15 protein-coding genes are annotated in these 25,518 nt (G+C 33.8%); 8 read left to right on the top strand and 7 right to left on the bottom strand.

Going from position 1 to position 25,518, the window contains the following annotated elements:
* Nucleotides 1-116: 116 nt before the first annotated feature.
* Complete coding sequence (locus Q1A73_RS05940) at nucleotides 117-3,395, bottom strand: Ig-like domain-containing protein (protein WP_299602883.1); 3,279 nt, start codon at nucleotides 3,393-3,395, stop codon at nucleotides 117-119.
* 166 nt (nucleotides 3,396-3,561) lie between these two features.
* Entirely contained in the window at nucleotides 3,562-4,608 is a 1,047-nt protein-coding gene (locus tag Q1A73_RS05935; protein WP_299602881.1) for an aldose epimerase family protein, read from the bottom strand.
* 271 nt (nucleotides 4,609-4,879) lie between these two features.
* Here Q1A73_RS05935 and Q1A73_RS05930 point away from each other — a divergent pair, with 271 nt between their 5' ends.
* The 3 genes from Q1A73_RS05930 to Q1A73_RS05920 all read left to right on the top strand — a co-directional run bounded on the left by Q1A73_RS05930 (nucleotide 4,880) and on the right by Q1A73_RS05920 (nucleotide 9,851).
* Complete coding sequence (locus Q1A73_RS05930) at nucleotides 4,880-6,538, top strand: sulfatase (RefSeq protein ID WP_299602879.1); 1,659 nt, start codon at nucleotides 4,880-4,882, stop codon at nucleotides 6,536-6,538.
* Nucleotides 6,539-6,755: 217 nt separating this feature from the next.
* Complete coding sequence (locus Q1A73_RS05925; protein WP_299602877.1) at nucleotides 6,756-7,901, top strand: formylglycine-generating enzyme family protein; 1,146 nt, start codon at nucleotides 6,756-6,758, stop codon at nucleotides 7,899-7,901.
* A 435-nt stretch (nucleotides 7,902-8,336) separates the two neighbouring features.
* A complete protein-coding gene (locus Q1A73_RS05920; RefSeq protein ID WP_299602875.1) occupies nucleotides 8,337-9,851 on the top strand; it encodes a hypothetical protein in 1,515 nt (504 codons plus the stop codon).
* Nucleotides 9,852-9,971: 120 nt separating this feature from the next.
* Here the strand turns inward: Q1A73_RS05920 and Q1A73_RS05915 are convergent, their stop codons facing one another.
* From Q1A73_RS05915 to Q1A73_RS05895, 5 genes are all read right to left on the bottom strand, one after another.
* Nucleotides 9,972-11,549, bottom strand: a complete 1,578-nt coding sequence (locus tag Q1A73_RS05915; protein WP_299602873.1) for an MFS transporter — start codon at nucleotides 11,547-11,549, stop codon at nucleotides 9,972-9,974.
* 26 nt (nucleotides 11,550-11,575) lie between these two features.
* Nucleotides 11,576-12,544: a family 16 glycosylhydrolase gene (locus tag Q1A73_RS05910; protein WP_299602871.1), complete on the bottom strand. Its 969-nt coding sequence runs from the start codon at nucleotides 12,542-12,544 to the stop codon at nucleotides 11,576-11,578.
* Nucleotides 12,545-12,549: 5 nt separating this feature from the next.
* A complete protein-coding gene (locus Q1A73_RS05905) occupies nucleotides 12,550-14,964 on the bottom strand; it encodes a hypothetical protein (protein ID WP_299602869.1) in 2,415 nt (804 codons plus the stop codon).
* Between the two features lie 169 nt (nucleotides 14,965-15,133).
* Nucleotides 15,134-16,738 carry a RagB/SusD family nutrient uptake outer membrane protein gene (locus Q1A73_RS05900; protein ID WP_299602868.1) on the bottom strand — a complete coding sequence of 535 codons (1,605 nt, stop codon included), beginning with the start codon at nucleotides 16,736-16,738 and terminating at the stop codon, nucleotides 15,134-15,136.
* A 16-nt stretch (nucleotides 16,739-16,754) separates the two neighbouring features.
* Entirely contained in the window at nucleotides 16,755-19,796 is a 3,042-nt protein-coding gene (locus tag Q1A73_RS05895; protein WP_299602865.1) for a TonB-dependent receptor, read from the bottom strand.
* A gap of 405 nt (nucleotides 19,797-20,201) precedes the next feature.
* On the opposite strand from Q1A73_RS05895, the gene Q1A73_RS05890 reads away from it, so the two are divergent.
* From Q1A73_RS05890 to Q1A73_RS05870, 5 genes are all read left to right on the top strand, one after another.
* Nucleotides 20,202-21,074, top strand: coding sequence for an AraC family transcriptional regulator (locus Q1A73_RS05890; RefSeq protein ID WP_299602862.1), 873 nt, complete (start codon nucleotides 20,202-20,204; stop codon nucleotides 21,072-21,074).
* A gap of 282 nt (nucleotides 21,075-21,356) precedes the next feature.
* Nucleotides 21,357-22,511, top strand: a complete 1,155-nt coding sequence (locus Q1A73_RS05885; RefSeq protein WP_299602861.1) for a mandelate racemase/muconate lactonizing enzyme family protein — start codon at nucleotides 21,357-21,359, stop codon at nucleotides 22,509-22,511.
* A complete protein-coding gene (locus tag Q1A73_RS05880) occupies nucleotides 22,495-23,934 on the top strand; it encodes an aldehyde dehydrogenase family protein (RefSeq protein ID WP_299602859.1) in 1,440 nt (479 codons plus the stop codon). The genes Q1A73_RS05885 and Q1A73_RS05880 overlap by 17 nt, the downstream gene beginning before the upstream one ends.
* Nucleotides 23,935-23,936: 2 nt before the next feature.
* On the top strand, nucleotides 23,937-24,887 hold the full coding sequence (locus tag Q1A73_RS05875; RefSeq protein WP_299602857.1) for a 2-dehydro-3-deoxygalactonokinase: 951 nt from the start codon (nucleotides 23,937-23,939) through the stop codon (nucleotides 24,885-24,887).
* On the top strand, nucleotides 24,880-25,515 hold the full coding sequence (locus Q1A73_RS05870) for a bifunctional 4-hydroxy-2-oxoglutarate aldolase/2-dehydro-3-deoxy-phosphogluconate aldolase (protein WP_299602855.1): 636 nt from the start codon (nucleotides 24,880-24,882) through the stop codon (nucleotides 25,513-25,515). Before Q1A73_RS05875 ends, Q1A73_RS05870 begins: the two co-directional genes overlap by 8 nt.
* Nucleotides 25,516-25,518 lie beyond the last annotated feature (3 nt).

Raw genomic sequence — 25,518 nt, 5'->3', positions numbered from 1 at the left:
TGGGAGCAAAATAAAAATAACGATGATTTGTAATGAAAATACTCGCTTCAGGTATGATTTCCTCTTCCAAAGAGAAAATGAACTTAGTTGAGTCACTATGCCGAACTTTTACAGAATTATTTAATTAATAGTCTTTTAGAAATAGTACGAGTACCGTTTTGTATTTTCAAAAAGTAAATACCTTCTTTCAATCTGCTCACATCTAGAACAACTTCATTTTCTGTAATTGATTGAGGTGTTAAAACGACACTACCAATCATACTAATAACGGTTACTTTTGTATTAGTTTCATCAAAATCATCCAATTCTATTGTTACAATATCTTCTGCAGGGTTTGGATATATCTCAATATTTGATTCATTAATTCGCGATGTTGTAGATTTAACAGGAACTAGTTTCCATTGGGTTCGATTATTAATCTCAGTATTAGGTCTTAGTTCTATTACACTATTGTTTTTATTTGTTTTAGGTCTTAGGTATTTCCCAGAAGCTCTATTACGTAAAAAAACAAAACTGTTATTAGAAGGTATTTCTTTCCATTGTGTCCATGCACCAGTAAATGTATTGGGTTGTTGCTCTAAAATGTTTCCATCCTCTCCGTTCGCTCCTTTTGGTCTAAAATATTTTTTTGTTTTAACATTTTGGAAATAGAACCAACCATTATCACCATTTACTTTTTTCCATTTCACCCAGTTACTAATATTACGTGCAGGAGATAACTTGATTTCCGAACCGTTTTGATTATTAACAGCTCTAAGCTTTTTACCTGTTGCTCTATGTACAATGAAAAACTCTCCTGTAGGGTTAGGAACGTCATCTGTAGGATTAACTATTACGCTTACGGATGCTTCAGTTTTTTCCGCTTCATCATCATAAGCGATCACTCTTATGTTTCGATTTCCTTCAGCAGCATTTGTATAGGTGAATTGATATGGAGCACTTGTTTTTGTATCTAACAGTTGATTGCCATCATAGAATTCTACTTTAGAAATACTTCCATCAGCATCTGAAGCTTCCGCTCTAATGATAATTTCATCTCCGAAATCGAATTGTTGATTAGCGTTAGGACTTGTAATTGTAAGTTCTGGAGGAGTGTTGTTATCAGCGTTAGTTTTGTTCCAAACTCTAATGTAATCAACATACATAGATTCAGGTAATTCTCCTAATTGCTGTCTTGCTCTCTCTGCTAAAGTCTGTAATCTTTGATTGTTTGGATAATCGCCTTGTGGATCAAATGAGGTAAATGCATTACCACCAAAGTCTACAAATGGTACTCTCATACCTAAAGACATAATTACTCGTAACGGCAATTTACCCCAATGTGTATTTTTCAAAGTTTTTCCAACTTTTTTACCATCTACAAAGAAATGAATTTCATCACGCGTAATTTCACAACCATAGGTATGCCAACCTTTGCGAGGATCAAAACCCAGAGGGTATTTGTTTAATTGCTCGTCAGGGTTTTGTTTCGGTCTTACCCATCTTCTTCCGTTACCATTTTTGAAAGCAATGTGTAGGTTAGATTCTGTGTCTTCTACACCATCCTGAACTCCATTATAAAAATCGTGTTGTTGTAATTCCTGGATATCAATCTCAGTATAAATTACACCATCTTCTGCAGGGTTGTTATCAAAGAATTTGCTGTACAACCAAAAGGCTGGACATAATCCTCTTGATTTATCAATACCACCATTAAAAGGATGTGGATCTACATTGTCAATATCAGCTCCTCTAATAACAGCTTCAATATATCCTTCGAAATTTGGAGGCAATGATTGTTTAGACTGAAGACATCCCGCATTGTAGAATTTACCATTTACAGCAATGGATGTTCCATTAGGATTTACTCCATTGTATCGTGCTGTGATTTTAGCCGAACCTCTATTAAAATAATCTCCTCTGGATACATTAGAGCTATTAGTTAAATTCCAAGCCGCAATGTTGGGTAAGTTATTATTTTGTTCCCATTTTCCGGACCAATTGATACCACCGCTATTAAACTCATCAGACATGTCTTCTATTAAGGTAAATACATCATCAGGATTAGTAGTTATTACTGGTTGCCCGTTTGTTGGAGGATTATTATCTGTAGAATTAATAGTAATAATTACTGATTCTTCAGCTTTTTCTCCTTGATCATCATAAGCGATGACTCTTATATTTCTGTTTCCTTGGGGAGCTCCTGTATACGTAAATTCATAAGGAATAGCCGTTTTGGATCCTAATAATTGATTACCATCATAGAATTCTACTTTGGCGATACTTCCATCAGCATCAGAGGCTTCTGTAGTTATGATTATTTCTTCTCCTTGCTCGAATTGCTGATTTGAAGAAGGACTTGTAATTGCAAGTTCTGGAGGAGTATTTGTATTAGAACTTGTTTTGTTCCATACTCTTACATAATCAACATACATGGATTCAGGCAATTCTCCCAACTGTTTTCTAGCTCTTTCTGCAAGAGTTTTTAGACGTTGATTATTTGGATATTCTCCTTGTGGATCAAATGAAGTGAATGCATTTCCTCCGAAATCTACAAATGGTACTCTCATACCTAACGATAGAATTACTCGTAAAGGTAACTTACCCCAATGAGTGTTTTTTAAAGTTTTACCGACTTTTTTTCCATCTACAAAGAAATGAATTTCGTCACGTGTAATTTCGCATCCATAGGTATGCCAATCCTCACGAGGATCAAAGCCAAGAGGATATTTGTTTAATTGTTCATCAGGATTTTGTTTTGGTCTTACCCATCTTCTTCCGTTACCATTTTTAAAAGCGATATGTAAGTTAGATTCTGTGTCTTCAACACCATCCTGAACACCATCATAGAAATCATGTTGTTGTAACTCTTGTATATCGATTTCTGTGTAAACAACTCCTCCATCAGCAGGGTTGTTATCAAAGAATTTGCTGTATAACCAAAAGGCTGGACATAATCCTCTTGATTTATCAATACCGCCATTAAAAGGGTGTGGATCTGGATTGTCGATATCGGCTCCTCTAATAACAGCTTCAATATATCCTTCAAAATTAGGAGGCAATGATTGTTTAGATTGAAGACATCCGGCATTGTAAAATTTACCATTTACAGCAATGGATGTTCCATCAGGATTTACCCCATTATATCGTGCGGTAATTTTAGCAGAACCTCTATCGAAATAGTCTCCTTGTGATACGTTGGAGCTGTTGGTTAAATTCCATGCAGCAATGTTTGGGAGGTTATTATTTTGTTCCCATTTTCCAGACCAATTAATACCTCCAGTTTCAAATTCATCAGACATATCATCCACTAAGGTAAATACATCATTGGCATTAGTAGTTATTGCCGGTTGTTGCCCATATAATTGTAATATAAGCAGGCATAACAGCATCGTTGTAATAACATTTTTTTTCATTTTGTTGGTTGAGTTTGCATTAAATATTAGCGCACAAATCTAAATCAACTATAACGTTATAGTGAGTTCCCAATTAACCAGTTATTACATTATTTTAACCCCTTTGTATTTTTGACTATTTTAATTGGTGTGAAGGAGTTTTTAAGTCTTCTATTGATTTAAAAAATTAATAAGTGTAGAATTTAAAAACAGTTTGACTTCTATATGGATCTTCTGGATACGTTATGCTTTTAGGGGCGTTATCCAGATTTGGAGCATTCGGATATCTATGAGTTTCACAACAGAATCCAGTAAATTTTCCATATTGATCTCCGTTTTCGCGTTTTAATTTATCCGAAATATAATATCCTGTATAAAATTGCATTCCTGGTTCTGTGGTGGAAATATCCAATGCTCTTTTGTTGGATGGGTGAAAAAAAGTAGCCACTTTATGAAGTAAAAAATTATTATCAAATAGATAATAATGGTCATATCCTTTTTCCAAAAACTTCATAGCATCTCCTAATAGTTTTTCTTCCCTAAAATCTCCAGGTTCTTGGTTTAATAAAATTTTATTTCCGTTTGCAATCCCAAAAGTATCTAGTTCTAAAATATGATCTGAATTAATCTGTACTTTATGATTAGCAATATCTTCTTTAAAACCAGATAGATTAAAATAGGTATGATTCGTTAAAGATATTGGAGTAGTTTTATCGGTTTCCGCATAGTAAGAAATGCTTAGTTCATTTATATTATTTAGCTCAAATCTCACTTCAATATTTAAGTTGCCTGGATATCCTTGCTCCAAATGATAACTTTTTAATTTCATTGTTACACAGGAGCTATTTTTATTAGCTTCATAGGATGCTTGCCATATTTTTTTATCAAATCCATTAGTTCCTCCATGTAAATGATTTCCTCTGTCGTTTTCTGGTAAGTTGTATATATTTCCTTCTAATTTGAAACTACTTTTTTCAATTCTAGAAGCGCATCTTCCTATAGTGGCTCCGAAATAAGGATTATTAATTAAATATTCTTCTGAGAAATAGTTTTTTACAGAGTCAAAACCGCAGGTTATTTCTTCCAGATTCCCTTTGTGATCCGGAGTGATGATCGAGGTTATGGTTGCGCCATAGTTTGTTATTTTAATAGAAACATTGTTGTCATTTGACATTTCAAATAAATAGATTTCTCTACCTTCTCTGAAACCAATTATGTTTTTTTCGATACGCATTTTGACTAGTTTAATTGTACTTTAGAAAAATTGACGTTTAAATAATATCTCGAAGATGTATATCGGTAATAATTTTAATCTACAACTGTAGCTTAATATTTGTTTTTTCAATGATACTAGGAATACTAATTAGATCGGATTAAAGAGTTAACTTAATGCAGTTAAAGGTTAATTTATGAGCTTTGGGGTCTATCGGCAATAATTACCTTCGTTGGATGTATTATTTTGAATATAAATTTTTCAAAAGAAAAACCACACAAAATGTTTATTCATGAGATTACTTCATCTTATCATAGTATTAGTACTACTTATTAGTTGTAAACAAAAAGAAACTGTAGAAAAAGATATCCAACAAAATACAAGGCCGAATATTTTGTTTATCGCGATAGATGATCTTCGTCCAGAACTTGGGTGTTATGGATCTGATATTGCTATTACACCAAATATAGACGCTTTAGCTGCTAATGGATTACGTTTTAATAAGGCTTATACACAACAGGCTATTTGCAGTCCTTCTAGAGCAAGTCTGATGACAGGTGCTAGACCAGAGACGATTGGTGTCATAGAAAATTATGCCTATTTCAGGGATTTAAATCCTGATATCGTTACATTACCACAACATTTTAAAAACAATGGATATGAAACTATTCAAATAGGTAAGATTTATCATAAACCATCATTTAGTGACGCTAAACTTTCTTGGAGTAAGGAACCTGCAACGGAAAGAATGAAGTTTAAAAGAGAAATAACACCTGGAGGTTTTGCGCTTTTTGAAAACCAAAAAATGTATCAGGAAAACAAAGCTGATATGATTGCAAAATACGGTAAAGATGCTGCTAGTAAGGGTCTAGGAAAAGGACCAGCATATGAAAAAGCTGATGTTCCGGATTATTTTTATGAAGATGGGTATAATGCCTTATTAGCGACAGAAACCCTTGAAGAATTGAAGGGAAAAAGTCATGAAAAACCTTTCTTTTTGGGAGTTGGTTTTAAAAAGCCTCACTTAGATTGGTTGGCTCCCAAAAAATATTGGGATATGTATGACCCAGAAAAAATTAAACTTTCTGCACAGACTAAAGGTCCTGAAAATGGTGCAGAGATGGGATTACATCCATCATTCGAATTACGAGTGAGAAGTGGTATCCCTAAAAAAGGAAAGATTAATGACTCGTTAGCCCGAGTATTAAAGCATGCATATCTAAGTTCTGTTACCTATATCGACGCTCAAGTAGGTAAAGTAATTCAAACTTTAGAAGAACTAGGCTTAAGAGAAAACACTATTATTTTGCTATGGAGTGATCATGGATGGCATTTGGGAGAGATGGGAATTTGGGGTAAAGCTACCAATTATGAAATATCCACACGAGTTCCTATGATTATAAGTTCACCTAATATGCTAGATAGTAGTAAGGGGAGATCCACGGAAGCATTGGTAGAGTTAGTAGATATGTACCCCACCCTTGTGGAGTTAGCAGGTTTAGAAAATCCCGAACATCTAGAAGGACAGAGTTTTGTTCCACTAATAAATAATCCTAACAGATCATGGAAAAAAGCAGCCTTTAGTCAGTTTCCTTCTCCAGCTTTACGAGAATGGGCTGCCAATCCACTATCGCAAGGTATGAGAGAAACATATTTTGGTCCTTTGATTATTGATGTAGAGGAACGTATTAAAAAACAACAAAAAGAAAAATGGGATAGAACACTATTTGAGGAGAATCTTATGGGGTATTCTATGAGAACTCAAAAGTACCGATTAATCGCATGGAAGGATTACAAGGACAAGAATAAAGCTCCAATATTCGTGGAATTGTATGATCATATAAATGATCCTGAAGAAACCATGAATATCGCTATGGAAAACCCAGAAACTGTTTCAGTACTATTAAAGCAACTGGAAGCAGGGTGGAAAGGAAACCAAGCTAATGAATGATGAAGGGTAAAAACATCGAACGAACATCTCTGATAATTTGAAATAGATCCATACATTTGAGAGCTAAATTGAAGTTTTGATATAGAAATATGAAACTACAATTGTTTGATATTCAAAAAATCAAATATGAAATAAACCATGATAATAAGGTAATATCCATAGAAATGATTATTGGTGAATTCCATCTGACAATTGAAGAAAAATAAAATATAAACAGATGAAATTGAAATTATTTTTTGGTCTAATATGTATGTCTCTTTTATTTGTGTGTCTTCAAACAAGCTGTAAAAGAAAGACAAAAGATTCTGATATAGACCGTTCTTCAGAGATAAAAAATCAAACAGATGATTATCAACATCTAGATTTAATTACCGATTTGCCTGAAAATGTTACCATTCCTAAAGGAATGAAGTGGATTCCTGGAGGAATTTTTTATCAAGGTGCGGTAGATAGCGATATAATGGCAATGAATCATGAAAAACCTAGACATAAAGTTGCTATACACGGTTTTTTTATGGATTCTGTAGAGGTTACTAATGCCCAATTTAAAAAGTTCGTCGAAGAAACTGGATATATAACACTTGCCGAACGACCAGTGGATTGGGAGGAATTGAAACTACAATTGCCTCCAAATACTCCAAAACCTCACGATTCTGTTTTACAGCCTGGTTCTCTAGTATTTAAAAAAACAAAATCATCGGTTACAAATTTTAGGAATTATTCTCAATGGTGGTATTGGAAAATTGGAGCGAACTGGAAACATCCGTCTGGTCCTAATAGTTCTATTGATGGTAAAGACAAACATCCAGTGGTACATATTGCTTTAGAAGATGCACAAGCATATTGCGAATGGGCGAACAGACGCTTACCTACAGAAGCTGAATGGGAGTATGCTGCGCGAGGTGGAAAGGAGAATATGATTTTTTTCTGGGGAAATGATAAATCAAAGTTAACAGCGTATGCAAATACTTGGACAGGAGAATTTCCTGTTTACAATGATCGTGCTGATGGGGCAGAACATCTAATGGAAGCAGGGAAGTATCCTTCTAATGAATATGGTTTATATGATATGGCAGGGAATGTCTGGGAATGGACAGAAGATTGGTATAATACTGAATATTACAAGAGTTTTGGCGATCAAGATCTTTCGATTAACCCGAAAGGAGCTATAAAACCTTTAAATCCTTCGAATCCCTATGCTTCTGAAAAAGTTATAAGAGGTGGATCTTTTCTATGTAGTGATTCCTATTGCGCTAGTTATAGATTATCAGCAAGAATGAATGCTGCTCCAGATTCTTCTACAGATCACATAGGATTTAGAACTGTGGTTAGTATAGATCAACTTTTGTCTGGAACAAATTAGTAAAGTTCTATGTGGATATATCATAAAACACCTTACTAGAGACATTAATAGTTATAGTTTTATTGATATTTTTATAACGTTTTTAATTGTTTTTTAACGGTTGAATTATCAACTTCTCAAAGAAAGATAAGATAGTGCTTGCTTGAGGTAAATGAATTTCATTAGCTGTTACATTTTTGAAATAATTTTACACAATAATTAATTGCAATGTCGACTTGCTCAAAATCTTATTTAACACAAACTTATATTAACTAAAGTCGTAAGTACAGAAAAAACTTTTCATAGCAAAGTGTAGAGAATGTACAATTCTTAACACTGATTACTTTCCTTGTTTATAAATGATCATATTTAAAAACTTGATTTTCAAATTAATATGAATTTGAAATAGACAATCTATGCTTTGTTTAAAGATTTGCGACACAAAATTTTGAAATGATGAATATCAAATCAATTATACAAAAAACTTGCTTTTTAATTATCTTTTTAGGACTCGCTAGTTGTTCATTTGATAATATAGAAGAATACGAATCTCAAGAAACTATTAGTCAAGATTTAGATGGAGATAAAAGTCCGCCAAATTTTAATTCAGGAAATTTTTATACACCTCCACCACCGAATATAAAAAGAGTGCGATTTGATGGTAGTACGAGTGCAGAACTAAATCTTTTTATCAATCGAAATAAAAAAGACGGAGCAATTATAGAAATTCCACGGAACACTTATACTTGGGGTAAAGTTGTACTGAAATCCAATATACATTTAGAAATTGCTGCTGGTACCATTATTAAACCAGATATGAATAGGGGAGCTATTTTTAATATTGGAGCAAGTAAAAATGGTGCTCGTCTAGAGAATGTTAGTATCGTTGGTAAAGGAGGTAGATTTACCATAGATATGTGTGATGCTAGATTTACGAACCAATTTATAGCGGCAGCCCGAGTTGGGAGGGTAGACAATTTTAAATTATCACGTTTTAATATTAAAGATCGTAGAAGTATTTTAAACTCAATTCTTATGATCCATGTTTCTGGTGCATCTGAAAGAAAACCTGGAGCTAAAAATGGAATCATTGAAAACATAAGTCAAACCGGTTCTCATACAGGTTATGGGTTAGTTCAGACCTACAATTGCAGTAATATATTATTTAAAAACCTTCGATGTGAAGGAGGAATTACATTACGATTAGAGACAGATGATAGATCCATGAAAAATGATGTTAAAAATGGAACAAAAGATGGAGGTGTGGAAGATATTTTTGCAGATGGTATTCATAATAGTAGAGGTTTGTCTTCTTTGATGTTGTCTCCTCATTTTGCACAGAATGGAAAAGTGAAGGCTAGACGAATTACCAGTACAAGTTCTGGTTTTACTATTAGATATGACGAAGGAACACTAGCTATTTTTGATTCACAAAGAGCATTTCCTCTTACAGATGCAGGAAGAACGCAGTTCCAAGATTTCGTAAAAGCTCAGTTTGCAGGATTTACCGGTAGAGCTTTTAGAGAAAATGCTTTTAAACGTAATAATGGCACACAATGGGCAGTGAATTTATCACCAGAAATTTTAGATTATCCTAATAGATCGGGTTATATCACCAGTCAAATAGGAAATTTGAAAGCTGGGAAGTTTGAAAATCCAACTGCAAGTAAAGTGGTAGCTAATTATGGAACCAAAGCTAAGCTAAAACAAAAGCACTTAAAGTTTGTTCCTTGCAATCAGTGGAATAAGATGACAGATCCAGGAGCCAGCTATGGGTTATTTAAAGGATTTGAATACATAGGTCCTTCTGCTGGAATAAGTATAGGTGATGGAGTGAGAATAACTGGACAGAAATGGAATAATTTTCCAGATGGATTTATTCAGAATGTAAATGATAGTACACAACCTAAATGTGCTAATAGCCCAAGTAGTATTCAAGCAGCTACAGGAAACTATCCAGATTGTAATTAAAGTAGAGTTTATGTAAATGACAAAAAGGCTGTTTAAAAAATTTAGACAGCCTTTTTTATTACTGGAATATTCTGAACTATATCAAAAATACTTTCATAAAACTTGAATAATAGAACAAGTTTAAGATGATGATGACTTTCTTTGCAGTTTACTATGAATTTCTTCTAAGGTCATATTTTTGGTTTCTGGTAAAAATTTATAGAGAATAATCAAACCTATACATACGATAACGGCATAAAATATGAAGATGGTGCTAGCTCCCATATTGCTTAGTTGCCATGGAAAAAAGAATTGTACTAACGCACTTACCGTGCTAGATACTAAAGCAAATAATGGTATTGCAATTCCACGCAAATGTATTGGGAAAATTTCTGAAAACAATACCCACATAATAGGACCAATCGAAAAATTGAAGGCAGCTACAAAACTTAAAATACCTAATAATATTAACAGTACGTTTAAGTGTGCAGATTCTTTTAATAAACTACCCGAATTATCACGTGCAGCAGCTACACCTATAACTTCTTTGATAGCTTCTTTGAATTCGATATCACTAGTATATTCTTTTCCAATTAATACTTGTAATTTTTCTGCTTCCGGAATGTTACCCATTTTAGCTACCGACTCTTCTGTAATCGTATATGTTGCCTGATTAAAACCGTAAGCACACATTCCTAAACTTATAATAATCCAACAGAGACCACCAATAACCAAAGGACGTCTTCCAATTCTATCAATTAACACTAAAGAAAAAATGGTGGCTAATAGTCCTATAATACCTAGCCATATAGCACTAGCAAATGCGCCATCGGTTCCTAATCCAAGCTGCTCGAACATCGTAGAGGCATACGTCATAATCGCATTTATACCTGTGGACTGCTGCACTATGGCCAAAGTAAGACCAATGATTAAAATGACTCTCATAGGCTTACCAAAAATCTCTGATAATTGAGATCCTACAGATCTGTTTGTATTAGAAATAGCTACACTTTCTTTCATTTCAATAACATGACTTTCGATTTCTTCTGCTTGGTATACTTTTAATAAAGACTTTTTTGCTTCTTCGATTCTATTTTTATAAATCAACCAAGCAGGGCTTTTTGGAATTTTAAATAATAATACAAACCACAACAAGGCTGGGATAATTTCAATACCTAGCATCCAACGCCATCCTGTTTCATTTAACTGTATGGTCTGCACCCATTCAGCGTCTGAAGACATTTGTTGTAAAATCCAATAATTGATAAAATATGCTGCAGAGAATCCTATTCCTATATTAATTTGCAGCATAGAGACCAATTTACCTCTCTGATCTGCTGGTGCAATTTCTCCCATATACATGGATGCCAATGTTATAGAACTAAAGGCTAAACCTCCTAAAAATCGAGCAGCAAAAAGGGTAGTAAAAGAAGTTGCCAAAGCCGATCCAATAGCAGAAATGATATAAAGCAAGGCTATTATCTGTAAGGTGGTTTTTCTTCCGTATTTATTGCTAGACCATGCTGATAAGGGTAACGCAATTAACACTCCTAATCCAGGTCCAAAACCTATGGCGCCTACTTCCCATTCATTTAAATTAAATTCTGAAGTAATAAACTTAAATCCTCCTGAGATAAGTGCTGCATCCAAACCAAACACAAATCCTCCTAATGCCACAATTGTCGCATAGATATAAGCATTTCTTTTTTGCTTACTCATAATTAGTTTTTTGTAAAAAGTTTTATTTATTCTCGTTTTTGCCAAACGCGAACATAATCTATTTTATAATCCACAATTCCGTCCTCTTTCTGATTTGCAGGACTGTTTGCTTCTAATTCTTCTTTACTTTTAGGATATCCATGCCAATGAAAAATCTCCATATCTAACCACAAATGTATAGGAACGGTAGCTACATATCCTTTATAATTTTTATCAACTTCTCTATTGGCTATTGCCCAATCCGTTACTTGTGCTGCACTGACTTTAGAAATTAACTTTCCGTCGACATAATAGGTAATTCCTTTTTCATTCCATTCAAAACCATAGACATGAAAATCTTCAGCCATTCTAAAACCAAGATCTTTATGCTCTGTATAGGTAGGTTTTCCCTTTAGATGTTTCCAATCACGAATAGACCACCATAATTCACTATCTAGATGTTGTTTTTCTGGTCCAATTCCATCACCAAAGGACTCGAAAAAATCCATTTCTATCTTATTACCTGTGGACCAAAATGCACTGGTAACCTGAGTATCTGCTGATTTACTCCGAATTTCAATATATCCGTATTTAAATTCTCGTCTACCAATAAAACAGGCGGTGGTAATATTTTCATAAGGCATGGGATCACCAAAAAAAGGAACTCGTATTTCATCACTAAAAGGGAAGTTAGGTTCCCATCGTATTTCAAGGTTTAAAATACCATCCTCTAAACGATAATTTCGACCAGAAAACTGCGAAGGAGCTCTTCCTTTCCAAACCTTTTTGTTGGGTTTGTCAGGGTGTTTATAAAATGGTTTTCCATCTTTAAACTTCCCGACGATATACCACTTTTCTTCGTCAATTTCCGTGTCGTTAAATTCATCACTTACCTCAGTATTTAATGACCAATTCCCCTTATTTTCCAGATCAGATAATGGAAATACAGTTTGATTTTGGGCATAAATACTGTAAGTTAAACCTACCCATAAAACACTAAGTACTTTTGTTTTCATTGATCTTATTTGCTTTCTGAGATATGTAAAAGCAACACTCCCTTAGAAGAGAGTTTAAAGTTCGCATCTAATTCCTGACCATTAAGCATATTTTTTATACTGAAAAAAGTATTGTTATCATCACTAATTTTTAAATCAGAGGTGGTTTTTCCTAGATTGATAATCGTCATGATATATCCTTCTCCCTTCGGATTTTCTATAATTCTCCATGTACAAGTTTTGTTATTCGTGCCATTATTTTCAGAAAGTTTGATGTTAGATATTTTATCAGTAACCGAAATCATGGCTAATTTTTTAAAACTATCAAGATTGTTTTCTTCTGTATAAATAAGTTTTCCAGTACCTGAGGATAATTGCTTGTTGCGTAACTGCCCATATTCGTTTTTTGATAAACTGTTTGAACTGTCTATAATAATAGTTCCTCCTTGGTCTAAATAGCTTTGTAGCGCATCAAATTCTTTGTCGGTTACAAATTCAGTTTTGTAGACAGCTATAACATCCCAGTTAGAGTGATCTTGTTTTGTAATGATCTTTTCAGTGGCAAAACCAATTGCTAACCCTTCGAAGTACAAAGATTCATATAATTCAGAATGTTCTGTCATATGATGTTTTTTATTGATAGCCGATGTTTCGGAATGGAATAGTCGTAATGGTCTTCTTTGATCTCGTAATGCTAGTATTTCTTCAGAAAAACTATTTAAATCATACATCACCTGAGAAACTTCATTTACTACATGAGGCTGCATATTTGCAGAACCCGCATAAGAACCTGCTAATGCTGGATCAAAAAAGTTTAGTTCTCCTTCTAATCGATCTTCTGGAGAACCATCTGCATCTCGCGCCCAAAACCAGGACATACTAGCATCCATTCCATGTAATGTTGCTAACCAAAAACTACTACGCACATAATCAATTGGAGTATCTAATTCTCTCCATCCTGAGGTGGATAAAAAATGCCCCTCAGAATTGATATGAATTTTGTTAGGAGAAACAGATTCCTGGAAATCATATGAATGTGCCAATTCACTCCAGTAGTAGGCATATTTTTCTTCCCACTTTTCTGGTTTTTTAGATCTATAATTTCTTCCTCCAGTAATTTTAGCATCGTCACCGATCATAGAAGTTAATTCTGTTAAGGCCTCGTAATCGATTCCATGAGAACGATAATCATCTACAAACAGTTTTGCCATGATTTTTATATGCGTATCAGCCTCAGGGTTTACGGATCGTAATTCATTTTGTAAAAAAGTAAACCACTCAATTCCTCTATCCATATTATATCGACACCAATCATACCATAATGGAGTGCCACGTTTTGCTTTATCCATTGGAATTTCGACTGTAATTTCTTCAAAACTATTGAAATTACTTTCCCAATTCGTATTTAGTGTTTTGATGTCATTCTTATATTTTTCTGAAAGCCAACTTCTAAATTTATTTAGTGTATAGCTAGAAATTGAATTCATTTCAAGGAATTTGTATGTCCAATGTCCTTTTTCGGAAAACCAATGAGGTTCGTTAGATAAAATATATCCTAGGTCGGTTACTTTTTTACCTTTAGTAACTTCTCCGGTTTTTTTTATGACTTTACTCCAAACTTCTCTTAACAGCGGATTGTCAACATCAAATCCTGTAAATAATGATCTACCTTTTTCAATTTCTGGTTCTTTTTTCTTCATCCAATCAGGAACTCCCATGTTCCAGAGTAGTAGGAAACCAATGTTTGTATCTGGAACTTCAGTGATATAGCTCAATAACTTTTCATCAAAAGTTCCATCTTCATTAAGCATATAGGGGTTACTTGGTCTATCCTTATTTACTTCGTATAAATGACTCCCAGTATGATAAATTGCTCCTAAATGATCATTATAAATATTGGTATCTGTCAATGGCGCTCCAACAGTTTTAGAAAAGTAATCATGCAAAAAAATGGGTCTACCTTTATTTACTAACCTGTTGTCTTCTACTGTAATATTTTGCCAATCTATTTTTTGAGCTGCCTTTCTTGTTATAGTACCATCTAAAAGGTCATTCAAATTTTTAATTCCAATATCTAATATTTCAATTACCTTTTTTCTTTCAAAATCAGGCAATTCATCGGCTAGTTTTACTTTGTCGGTTTCATATTTTTCATAATACCCAAAAAGTTTTTCTACCGCATCATTATTAGTTTCATCCCAATTAGCAAACTTTAGAAATTCTTTAGCAAACCACAAAGTTGTTTCTTCTCGAGTAACATCTATTGCTTTGCTTTTGGCTTTATCCATTAACTTTTCGAGTATTTCTATTTTACTCACTGCTTCTTTTTCATATGTGATTTCCTGTTGCTTACAATTGGAAAAAGAGATTAGTAAAATAAAGAGCGCGTATTTTGTTAAGGCTTTAGGTATTGTTGGTATAAGTATTCTGAAATATGGCACTTTATAGTTGTTTGGCTGTTATGGGAAATAGTTCTTTTAAGAAAAAAAAATCTAAACAAGTTTAATTAATTTTCTATTGTTAAAAATAATGACAGAAACATAAAACGTAACAACGATAATGTCTCTGCCATTATTACAACTCTAGATTACTAACAAAACAATAAAACTTTTAATTTAAAAGATTCGGGTTTTCGTCTACAATTACCTGTGGTAAAGGAGAAAAGTAATTATCTGTACTTAAGCTTCCGCTTATTGTATTCACCTCTTGAAGCAGTGTTCCATCACTTGTCGTAGAAGTTGATGGAGTTCTGTTGGATAAAGCCTGTTCCACACGTTGCATCCTTACCAAATCATTCCATCTTAGATATTCTCCAGTAAATTCCCATTTTCTTTCGGTAAAGGCTAATTCTGCTAGATCTCCTGTAGTAATATCAACATAGGTTAATCCTGGTATTTCGTTTCCTTCTAGATCCAATTGTGGAACAGGACTTGTAACTGGTGTGTTAAATGGTAATCCAGCTGCGCGTCTTCTCACCATATTCAGAGCTTCCCAGGAATCTGTTGTTATATTTCCTGATCTTCCTGAGGCTTCTGCATAGGTTAAAAGGATCTCTGCGTAGCGCATATAAAAATCGTTTCGTTCTGTAAAGTGCCAAGCTCCTGTCATTGGTAAATCTCCTGCAGGACCTGTTATTTTTGCCAAAATAGGGCTTTTCTGAAGCGTAAGATTCTTCCAATCTATATCCATTCTATAGGTAGCCTCTTTTCTAGCTCCCTCAGGAAAATCTTCGAAAAATTTGATTTCTCCATAAGTTTCATCCCATCCTCTAAAAGGTGCTTCACCCGGATAACCAACTCGATTAAATTTTAAGTTTCTAATTCTTGCACTGCTATTATAGGCAATGGTAAATAGAGATTCTGTATTAAATCTATTTTCTAATTTCCACAGATCCTGAAAGTTTTCTACTAAATCAAATCCATGCGCACTACTATCGTCAATAACTTTTTTGGCCATTTCTGCAGCGAGCACATATTTTGATGAGTCATTTAATGGAAAACCTGCCCAATCCAAATAGAATCTTGCTAATAATGCTCTTGCAGAGCCTTTGTTTACTCTTGTTGCTCCGCTGATACCTGCAGATGCAAGTGCTGCATTAATCATCGGTAATCTAGATTCAGCTTCTAGTAAATCTTCTTCAATTTGCATGAAAACCTCTAAGCGCGAAGAAGCGCTTACATTTGCTTCTGGAAGTCTTGATAAAGCTAGCGGAAGCTTTTCATGCGTTCTGGCAAGGTGATAATATGCCATCCCCCTTAGAAAATAAACTTCACCTAATAATCGTGAAAGTTCATCTTGATCTACAGTGTCAAAACCTTGTAAAGCGTCTACTCTGGATAAGATAATATTAGTGTTATTAATAATATTATACATTCCTCTCCAGTTATTTAATAATCTAGCATTGGTAGCACTTACGTTACGTTGGTCAAACTCTCTAAAGTCTCCTTTATTTAATCCAGAATGTGTCGTAATATCATCACCAGCCCAACTTGGTGAGTAAAAGGTTGTAAAAACTGCTGCTGTTCTTACTAAACCATATAGGCCAAAAACACTGGTTTCTAATTCACTTAAGTTTGCAAAAGATTCTGGTGGAACATTAAACTCTGTAAGATCAGGATCTAAATCTGCACAAGAATTTGTCATTCCTATAGATATCATTAGTAGCGTTGCTATAAAGAATCTTGTATAGTGATTTGTTCTTTTATCTTTTTTCATTTTTCATTTTTTAAAATTAAAAATCAAATTTTACTCCTAGTGTGTATGATCTGGGAGTTGGTATTGCTCCAATATTAATACCGGATCCAACATCGGTATTTGCTGAAGATGGATTACCTGGTCTTGATGTAACTTCTGGATCGTAACCACTATAATCTGTTATGATTGCCAGGTTTTGACCGCCAACATAAAATTTAGTTCTTACTCCAAATAAATCTGGTATTGTATATCCTATCGTGAGATTGCTTAATCTAATATAATCCCCATCTTCTACAAACTGACTAGAATTTAGTAGTGGATTACTTCCTAATCTTGGGATATCGGTTTCATTATCAGGTGTCCATGCATTTAGAGCATTAAAAGATAAGTTATCTCTAAAAGCTCCTCGCTGACCATTAATAGCTCCCTCTACTAGATTGAATACTTTAAAACCATGTGCTCCTTGGATAAAGACATTTACATCCCAGTTTTTATATGTAAATGTATTATTAAGACCCCAAGTTGTTTTTGGAATACCACTTCCTAGTGGTTGTAAAACGGGTCTGTTATTTTCATCTAAAACATATCTGGCATCACCAGGACGGAATAGAGGAGTACCATTAGGTCTGGTCGGGATATCATCTGTGCTTTTCCAGGTGCCTAAAAATACAAATCCGTAGAACTGTCCTAAAGGTAATCCTTCTCTTATCACGTTAATAGGGTTAGTAGTACCATCTATTGATTGAATGTTTCCTACAATCTGCTCTTGACCATCATTTAGGGCAATAACTTCGTTTTCTACGTGAGAAAGTGCTAGGCTAGAGTTCCAGATAAAATCTTTTCGAACGATGATATCTCCAGATAAGGTAATATCAAATCCTTCGTTTCTTACTTCACCAACATTGCTGGAAAAATTAATATTAGAATTAGGAAGTTGACTTACCAATAGAAGATCTCTAGTATTTTTTATAAAGTAATCAAAGGACAATGAAAATCTGTTGGATAAACCTACATCAAGACCTGCATTCCATTGTTCGGTAGTTTCCCAAGTAATATTTGGATTTGCAGCTCTTGAAAATCTATTTCCGATTACCGCAGTAACACCATCGAAGGTTACTGCAGGAAATACATTCACAACACCTGCCTGATTAGCAAGTGGAGAAATAAACTGACTTCCTACTTCACCCCAACTTACTCTAAGTTTTAGATTATTAAACTTACTATCCTCTATCAATTTGTTAAAACCATAGGCTAAAGATACAGATGGAAAATATCCAGTTCTATTATCTCTAAGAAATCTAGAGGATTGATCTACTCTTAGAGAAGCAGTTAGGTATAGATCATCATTATAACTATAAGTTGCTCTACCTAAAAAAGATTGGATAGCTGTTTGTCCCCCTCCGTTACTAAATCGTTGATCATCTGGATTCCCCTCATCTCCACCCACAAAGAAACCAGGTATCGATACATCAACTGTGCTGTAAGAGTTGCTTTCAGAACGAGAACCTTGGAATTCATATACAGCAGTAGCATCTATAGCATGATTTCCAAAATCATTTTTGTAATTAAGGATGTTGCTAACTTGGTGATTAGTGATTCTTGTGTTATTGAAGTTTACTGTAGTGTGTCCAACGGCATCCGTTGTAGAATTATCTCCATCAACGATAAAAGATTGTAAGGTATTGGTAATAGTTGCTAATCCCACTACCATATTGTAGGTGAAATGATCAGAGATTTTGTATTTGAAATCAATATTAGCGTTTAGTCGGTCAGAAATAAATTCTCGATTACTTCTATTGAGGGCAGCAATCGGATTTGGTCTGTTGTTCGCAAAAGAATTTAGAGATTCTATATTGTACCCTCCATTTATACCATCATTACCACTGAAAATAGGAGTCGTAGGATCATAAGTGATTGCTCTGGTTAATAAACTACCAGTAACTCGGTCAAAAGAATTCGGATTGTTTATGTCTGTTTCCCTGCTACCAAAAAGATTTACTCCTAGGGATACTCTATCAGAAATATTAGTTTTAATATTAGATCTTAATGAATATCTTTCATAGTCATTAGTGATCACAACTCCATCTTGATCTACATAATTACCTGATAAAAAATAGTTGAATTTATCAGATCCACCGCTAACAGATAGTTGTGTATTTGTTCCAAAAGCTTCTCTCAGAATTGCATCTTCGTAGTCAATTGGATTCGCAGCAAAATTAGCTACTTCCGCATCTGTAAAAATAGGATCATTTCCGTTAAGTACACGCTGCTCATTTTTGAAACGTGCAAATTGTTCAGAATTCAGTCTGTCTATGGATCTCGAAACTTCGGATAATGTCGTAAATGTTTCTAGGCTTATTTTAGTTTTACCTTTCCCTTTTTTGGTTGTTACTAAAATTACTCCGTTAGATCCACGAGAACCATAAATTGCTAACGCAGAAGCATCTTTTAAAACATTAATGGAGGCAATATCTGCAGGATTAATACTTTGTAAATTTCCTCCAAAAACACCGTCAATTACTACTAGGGGAGCATTGTTTCCAGTCACGGAATTTACTCCTCGTACCCTAACTTTTATTTGAGAGCCTGGAATCCCACTAGATTTTTGAATCGATACTCCAGAAACTCTACCTTGTAGTGCTTCTTCTGGACGAGAAAGTGGTTGATTTTCAAAAGATTCTGATTTTAAAGTAGAAAATGATCCTGATAAATCCTTTCTTCTGGCAGAACCATAACCTACCACAACTACATCATCTAATACTTCAGAATCTGATTTTAGTTTTATCGAGATGATTTTTTGTTCTCCAACAAGAATTCTCTGAGTTTCATATCCTAAATAAGAAATAATTAAGACATCACTAATAGATGCCGAAATACTAAATTTACCATCAAAATCAGATACCACTCCTTTATCTGTACCTTCAATCAAAATATTCACTCCTGGCACAGGAATATCTCCTTCATCTACTATCGACCCCTCAATTAATTCTTGAGAATACGTAGTTAACATCCCCAAAAAAAGTATAAAAAATAAACTAGCAAAAGCATTTTTAGCTGATGCGTTAGATGTAATGTTCATAATATATGTATTACTTTATCAAAATGAGTTATTGTGTTTTTATATTATTTTCCCTAAAAAAGTAAAGAATACGGATAAAGATATATTTGGCCTGATATGATCTTTATTTTACTATAATTTTACTTTTTCTAAACACAAGACAAGATTAAATCATTAGAAGAAAACTTGATTAGCATTTTTTAACCCACTTATGCATTATTTTAACCTTGTTCTTATTTTTGCAATTTTAGATAGTGATTTGTGAGTTATTTGTATGATTTTTAACAAAAAAATATTGATATAATTAAACTTTTAGTTTTAATCAGTTCGTAACTTTGTAGCTTACTTATTATTTGAAAAAGTCATATTTCTTTCTCTTTACGTGTAACCCCCAAACAATCAACGTATTCATAATTTATTTTAGTCATGAAACTTACTTATAAAGAAAATGATCTTATGCCGGATAAATCTTTTCTAATCAGAAGAGATACGATTCCTTGTTTAGAGCCAGATTGGCACTTTCATAAAGAGTTAGAACTTATTTATTTTTTAAAGAGCTCCGGAACAAGATATGTTGGCAATTCGATACATCATTTTAATCCTGGAGATTTATACTTAATAGGCAGTAATCTTCCTCATCTATTCAGGAATAATAGTGAGTATTATTCTGAAGATTCGGTAACAGAAAGCGTGGATGTAATTGTTGTGAAATTCGAAGCTGACTTTTTGGGTAGTGATTTTATGGAGTTAACTGAAATGAAAAAGATTAAATCTCTTTTGTATCATTCCAATAGAGGACTCAAATTTTCTGTCGAGGAGAACAGTAAAGTTCAAAATCTTTTTTTGGATTTGGTGGCGAGTGATGGTGTATTTCGCATTACTAAGATTTTAGAAATATTAAATATTTTATCAGAAAAAGAAAATCATCAGTTTTTATGTGGAGAAACACAGGCAGCCTTTTTCCGAAGAGAAGAAAAACAAAAAATTGCTAAAATCATTTCTTATCTGACGACAAACTATCATAAAAAAATAGAATTACAGGAAATAGCTTCTATCGCGCATATGGCTCCTAATTCATTTTGTAGATATTTTAAAAAACAAACACATAAATCGTTTTCCCAATATCTAAATGAAATAAGAATTATCAATGCCTGTAAATTATTAATAGAAGGAAAACTTCAAATTACTACCATTTGTTACCAATCAGGATTTAATACAATTACAAATTTTAATAGACAGTTTAAAAGTATCATGGGAGTAACTCCTTCAGAATATCAAAAGCAGTATCATACTTTTTAATATTCTTGAAACAGTATTGATATTTAGTTTGATCTCTTATAATCAGTAGGTTATAATTGTTTGGTGTGGATTAGGTTTTTGAAATTGAATTTTACCAAAAGTTGAAATGTTCAACAGGGTAAAATAATGTATGTGAAGGATAAGATCAACCTGTTCGGATTGTTTGATATCCATTTAATTTGTTAAAATTTAAAATAATACTCAAAAGATCATAATGAGATTTCGAGTATCCTAATTTTTAAGCACTAAATTCAAATTAAATAATCTACAACAATTAATATAGTGAAGATTAAATCAATAGAAAGTTTTGTTCTCGTTGATACTCTAAAAGAAAGCTTTTCTTTTTCGCAATGGGAGTATTCAGAAAGGCGTATATGCATAGTAAAAATTACCTCTGATTCCGGTCATGTAGGTTGGGGAGAAGGGTATGGACCAGCAAATGTTCTCAAAGCAGGTATCGATTATCTAGCCCCTTATTTAATAGGAAAAAATCCTTTAGAAACGGAAACCTTATGGGATCTAATGTATCGAAGAACTTTAGATTACGCCAGAAAAGGAATTTTTGTTGCTGCAATTAGTGCTATTGATGTTGCTTTGTGGGATCTTAAAGGTAAAATTTTAGAACTACCTGTATATACGTTATTAGGAGGAAAGAAGAGAGATTTTATTACGCCATATGCAACTGGCTTGTATTTTACAAATAACAATAACCTAACAGAATCACTTTCGGTAGAAGCAAAACAATACGCGGATCTAGGGTATAAAGCGATTAAAATGAAAGTTGGTTTTACTATTGAAAAAGATATAGAACATGTAAAGGCAATCAGAGAAGCCATAGGTCCAGATATAGCTTTAATGATAGATGCTAATCATGCTTATAATCTAAAGGAAGCAATACAGTTGGCGCTCGCCGTAGAACAGTATGATATAAGTTGGTTTGAGGAGCCACTTTCTCCAGAATATTATGGGCAGTTTGAGGAATTAAGAAAAAGAACTTCTATACCGATAGCAGCCGGAGAATGTGAGTATTTACGTTATGGATTTCAGACGCTTTTAGATGCTAAAGCAGTTGATGTCTTACAGCCAGATATTTGTGCAGCGGGAGGACTTACAGAAGCGAAGAGAATTGCCACATTAGCATCGGTTTATGGAATTGAAATTGTTCCACATACATGGGGAAGTGGAATTGCTTTTGCAGCAGCATTGCATTTTATTATGAACTTAGATATTATTCCTGGTCGTTTACGAGAACCAAGATTTTACATAGAACATGATCGAACGGAAAATTTATTAAGAGAAGAATTAACAAATAATTCAATAATTTTCGATGATGGAATTATAAAACAAGATGAGAATATTGTTGGCTTAGGCTTTACAATTAATGAAGAAGTAATTGAAAAATATACAATAGAAAAGACACATGGACTTTGGACATAAAAAATTATATATAAACGGAGAACTGATTGATGCTGAAAGGAATAAACGTTTTGATGTAGTTTCTCCTTTAGATGAAACTACTGTAGCTACCTTAAGTTGGGCCACAAAAGAAGATACACTAAAAACCATAGAGGCAGCTCAAAAAGGATTTCTGTATTGGTCTAAATTGTCAGTTGACGAGCGCGAAGAATGGATTTTGAAATTACGTGATAAGATCTTAGAAAAATCAGAGATTCTTAGAGAGATGATGATGTATGAAATGGGTAAAAGCTGGAAAGGTTCTGAGGAAGATATTATGAGTATTACAAACTCTCTAGCATTCTACTCGGAAGAGATCAAAAATAAAATCGATATTCCAATTGCTGATAAAGAAGGTACTCATGCACATAAAGTAATTCATCAACCTGTAGGAGTAGTGGTTGCTTTTTTAGCGTATAATTTTCCATTATTGAATTTAGGATTTAAACTCGGTCCAGCATTAGCCGCTGGATGCAGTATTATTTTAAAACCTTCTGAGTTTTCACCACTCTCAGCATACATGATTGGAGAAATTTGTGAAGAAATTGATTTCCCGAAAGGGGTCATCAATGTCATATGTGGCGATGTAGAGGATGTCGGAATTCCATTGTGCGAGAGTACTATCCCGAAATTAATTACGATGATTGGTTCTACGGAAACAGCTCAGAAATTAATGGGACAGAGTAGTAAAACATCCATAAAGCGTTTCAGTATGGAGTGTGGCGGTAATGCTCCTTTTGTGGTGTTTGCAGATGCTGATATTGATAAAGCTGTGTCGGATGGAGTAGCTTTAAAATTTGGAAATAGCGGTCAGGTATGTGTAGCACCTAATCGATTTTATATTGAAGATGCTGTTTTTGAAAAATTTGTAGAAAAATTTATTCAGCAAGTTAAAGAAATAGGAATTGGTTATGGTAAAGATGAAGAGGCTGCAGTTTTAATGGGACCTCTAGCGAATAAGCAGTCTCTAAAAAAGGTGGGTGATATCGTAAAAGTGGCAAGAGAAGAAGGTGGTGAATTATTATATGGAGGCGACAGAGTAGAAAGAGAGGGGTACTATTATGAACCTACAGTTATAGCTTTTAAAAATAATGAAGCAAAAATATTACAACAAGAGATTTTTGGACCAGTAGCATTTATTACTTCTTTTTCTTCAATCAATGAAAGTATTGCATTGGCGAATAGTGTGGATGTAGGTCTTGCTTCCTATGTATACTCATCGAATGAGAATACACTTCGTCAATTCACAGAAGAATTGGAATTTGGAGAGGTTCACCTCAATGGATTCAAATATGATATCTACCTTCCTCACGGAGGAATAAAAAATAGTGGAATCGGGGTTGATTGTTCTGTGTTTGCACTAGATGATTATTTGATTAGAAAGAGAGTTACCAAACAACTGTAAAAATGAATTTACCAGAACAATTTGTAAGTTGTGATTGGGGTACTTCTAATTTTAGAATAAGACTGGTGGATTCTAAGGATTTAAGAATAATTCAAGAGCATAAGACAAATGTAGGAGTCAGCAAATTGTATCAACAATCTCTGAACCAGAAGGAAGTATCACGAGAAGATTTTTTTAAAAATTATCTATTACGTCAGTTAGATATTTTGACTGACCTACCTAAGGATGATATATTGATCATAGCTTCTGGAATGATAACTTCCGCCATAGGAATGAAAGCGTTGCCATATGCATCTGTTCCGCAACCATTTAATGGAGCAAATATCAATTGTTCTTTGTTTTCATTAGATCATAAGATCCAAACATTATTAATATCTGGAATTCGAACAGAATCGGATATCATGAGAGGAGAAGAAACTCAGGCAATTGGAATTATAGATCATATATCAGATGCGTCCGAAGGGGTTATTATCTTACCAGGAACGCATTCTAAGCATATTAGATTTTCTGGAGATAATATTATTGATTTCTCCACTTTCATGAGCGGAGAGCTTTTTGAAATTTTAAGTACGACAGGTTTATTATCGCTATCAGTAAAAAATACAGTTTGGGATCCAAAGTTTTCTGGGATTTTTCTAGAAGGAGTACAAAAAGGAATAAACGATGAATTTATGACAGCGCTTTTTTCAATTAGAGGAAACGATATCTTGAAGAGTACTTCAAAAGAAATGAACTTTTATTTTCTCTCTGGATTGGTTATTGGCAGTGAGCTTTCTTATCTAAAGAAAAATGATCAAAAAATCTTTTTGGGAGCTTCAGGAATATTAAGAGAACTCTATTTACTGGCGTTAGTGTCCAATTTGCCATCTGATAGATTTACTTGTTTTAGACCAGAAATTATAGATAATGCACTATTAATAGGACAAAAAAAAATAGCACAGTCTTATGCTTGATCAAAAATTTTCTTGGGAAAGATTTGAAAGTACACCAATCGTTGGGATTCTTCGCGGTTACTCTTTAGATACTGTCATGAATATTATGCCTGTATATAAAGAAAGCGGATTTTCTACAGTAGAAATTACCATGAACTCTCCCAGTGCAGCAAACATAATTAAGGAATTGGTTAGTAGTTTTCCCGAATTGAATATTGGAGCAGGTACAGTCTGTACTATGAAAGAATTAGAAGAAGCTTTACAAGTAGGAGCACAGTTTATTGTTACTCCTATTACAAATGAAGAAGTAATTACCACTTGTGTGGCTAAAAAAACACCTGTGTTCCCTGGAGCCTTTACGCCAACAGAAATTTATAAAGCTTGGGATTTAGGAGCTGATATGGTAAAAATATTTCCTGCCACTCAACTTGGGATACAGTTTATAAAAGATGTAAAAGGACCTTTGAATGAGATCAAATTATTGCCTACAGGAGGTGTTTCAAAAAACAATATTGCTGATTTCTTTGTGGTTGGATGTCAAGGAGTTGGAATGGGAAGCTCTCTTTTTGACAAGAAGGCTATTGCTCATAATGATTTGAAGTTTTTAGCACGGCATTTTAAGGAAATTAAAGGGATGATAAAACGATAATAG

Origin of the sequence: uncultured Aquimarina sp., from assembly GCF_947492115.1 — a bacterium.
GTDB lineage: Bacteria > Bacteroidota > Bacteroidia > Flavobacteriales > Flavobacteriaceae > Aquimarina.
The sequence above is the reverse complement of the archived record's forward strand: the minus strand, read 5'-3'. Positions and strand labels throughout refer to the sequence as shown.